The following is a 949-nucleotide window of genomic DNA, read 5'->3' on the forward strand; positions in this document are numbered from 1 at the left end:
ATGCTCTTTAACAATCTGGGAAATGAGAAGTCCAAGTATTCCAATGGAATACAAGCGTTAGAGACTTATATCTGACACTTGTGTCTATTAGGTGAATCGTTGGCGTTACGAGCTGTATGGCTTTAGGCGGTTGATGAGAGTTGACTGTTTTGGGTTATATGGTCAAGTGACGAAGCGTACACGGTGGATGCCTTGGCAGCCAGAGGCGATGAAGGACGTTGTAGCCTGCGATAAGCTTCGGGGAGTCGGCAAACAGACTTTGATCCGGAGATTTCCGAATGGGGAAACCCACCCTTTATGGGTATCCTGCACTGAATCCATAGGTGTAGGAGGCGAACGCGGGGAACTGAAACATCTAAGTACCCGTAGGAACAGAAATCAATTGAGATTCCGTCAGTAGCGGCGAGCGAACGCGGATTAGCCCTTAAGCATGTGACTGATTAGGAGAACGGTCTGGGAAGGCCGACCATAGTGGGTGATAGTCCCGTATCCGAAAATCTGAATGTGTGAAAACGAGTAGGTCGGGGCACGTGAAACCTTGACTGAACATGGGGGGACCATCCTCCAAGGCTAAATACTCCTGGCTGACCGATAGTGAACCAGTACCGTGAGGGAAAGGCGAAAAGAACCCCGGAGAGGGGAGTGAAATAGACCCTGAAACCGTGTACGTACAAGCAGTCGGAGCCCGCGTTGTTGGGTGACGGCGTACCTTTTGTATAATGGGTCAGCGACTTATTCTCAGTAGCGAGGTTAACCAATTAGGGGAGCCGTAGGGAAACCGAGTCTGAATAGGGCGATTGAGTTGCTGGGAATAGACCCGAAACCGAGCGATCTACCCATGGGCAGGTTGAAGGTGCGGTAACACGCACTGGAGGACCGAACCGGGATCTGTTGAAAAAGATTCGGATGACCTGTGGGTCGGAGTGAAAGGCTAATCAAGCTCGGAGAT

The 949-nt window shown here is 50.7% G+C and carries 1 rRNA gene; it reads left to right on the plus strand.

The annotated features are described in order from the left end of the window. Window positions 1-160: 160 nt before the first annotated feature. Window positions 161-949: ribosomal RNA gene (locus A6D6_RS21625) — 23S ribosomal RNA — on the plus strand; the annotation flags it as partial.

This window comes from Alcanivorax xiamenensis (assembly GCF_009846745.1).
GTDB classification, from domain to species: Bacteria; Pseudomonadota; Gammaproteobacteria; order Pseudomonadales; family Alcanivoracaceae; genus Alloalcanivorax; species Alloalcanivorax xiamenensis.